Below are 1,535 nucleotides of genomic sequence, written 5' to 3' on the forward strand. Positions count from 1 at the left end.
GGCCGACCCGGGGCCGGTGGCGCAGACGTTTTTCATGGACGAAGAAATTGCCGAGCAGTACCTGCTCGATTCGATCCTGACCCTGGTCGACGCCAAACATGCCGCGACCCAGCTCAACGACCGCCAGGAGGCGCGCCGCCAGGTCGGGTTTGCCGACCAGATATTCATCAGCAAAACGGACCTGGTGGCCAAGGACGAAGTTGACGCGCTGATGCACCGCCTGAAGCACATGAACCCGCGTGCGCCCCAGAAGGCGGTGCATTTCGGTGAAGTCGCCATCAAGGATGTGTTCGACCTGCGCGGATTCAACCTCAATGCCAAGCTGGACATCGACCCCGATTTCCTCAAGGAAGACGACCATGCCGGGCATGACCGCGATCATGACCATGCGCACGGGGAGCACTGCGATCACCCTTCACATGCGCACGACGCCAAGGACGGGCATGAGGGCCATGGCCACCATCACCACCACGACGATGACGTCAAGAGCTTTGTGTTCCGGTCGGACAAGGCTTTCAGCCCCGCCAAGCTGGAGGATTTCCTGGGCGCGGTCGTCAACATTTACGGCCCGCGCATGCTGCGCTACAAGGGCGTGTTGAATATGGAAGGCACCGACCGCAAGGTGATTTTCCAGGGGGTGCACCAGCTCATGGGCAGCGACCTTGGACCCGCCTGGGCCGAGGGTGAGAAGAAAAACAGCAAGATGGTCTTTATCGGCATCGATTTGCCCAAAGATATTTTTCTGCAGGGCCTGGAGCAATGCCTGGTTTGAGGTAGGCTGTCCGCCTGTGGCCTGTAAAAGGCGGAGGGCTTCATGTTTGTCTCGATTCTCCAACGATTTGTTCCAAGGGTGCTACGGCAGGCTGCGCAGCCGCTACAATCGCGCGCCGACCAAAATACCCGGAAAATCAATTCGGGAGGCCAGCCAGGCACAAAATCGGCTACAAAGCGGATTGAAACCCACCCAGGTGAGGTTTTCGAGGCTGGCAGGCGGCAGACAAACCAGGAAATCTGGCAACAGGTAGGGTTGAACTGCGTTGCAGCGGTTTGGCCAGGAAGCCGCCGCGGGGGGCCATGGGCCATTCCGGGGCTGCTTCCCAGAGGAGACACATTGTGAAAGCCCAAGCAAAAAAGACCAAGACACCTGCCAAACCGGCCGTCAAGCCTGCATCGAAAGCCAAGCCGGCGCCAAAGCCCGCCGCCAAAGCTGTAAAGAAAGCGGTCAAACCTGTTGCCAAAGCCAAGCCGGCACCCAAACCCGTTGCCAAAAAAGCCGCCAAGCCGGCTGTCAAGGCTGCTTCCACGAAAAAGCCTGCCACCGCAGCTGTCAAGAAAACCGCTGCCAAGCCCTTGCCCAAAGCAAAGGCCGTCGCCAAACCCGTCAAGCCCGTGCTCAAATCTCCCCCAAAACCTGCGGCAAAGCCTGTTGCAAAATCAGCTGCCAAGCCCGTTGCAAAACCGGCCGTAAAACCTGCAAGCAGCACCAAGCCGGTCCCCGCCGCCGTGGTGGTACCCGCCCCGGCACCGGTCAGGGC

The 1,535-nt window shown here is 59.7% G+C and carries 2 protein-coding genes; one reads left to right on the top strand and one right to left on the bottom strand.

Annotated features, from left to right (window positions below):
* Positions 1-772, top strand: a 772-nt coding sequence (locus AC1DWI_RS22685) for a CobW family GTP-binding protein (protein WP_477725852.1), incomplete at its 5' end; no start/stop codon positions are given.
* Between the two features lie 169 nt (positions 773-941).
* Here AC1DWI_RS22685 and AC1DWI_RS22690 read toward each other — a convergent pair.
* Positions 942-1,535 (bottom strand): hypothetical protein (locus AC1DWI_RS22690; RefSeq protein ID WP_477725853.1); only part of this gene is annotated, 594 nt, incomplete at its 5' end.

The sequence above is a fragment of the Polaromonas sp. P3_C2 genome, from assembly GCF_056402675.1.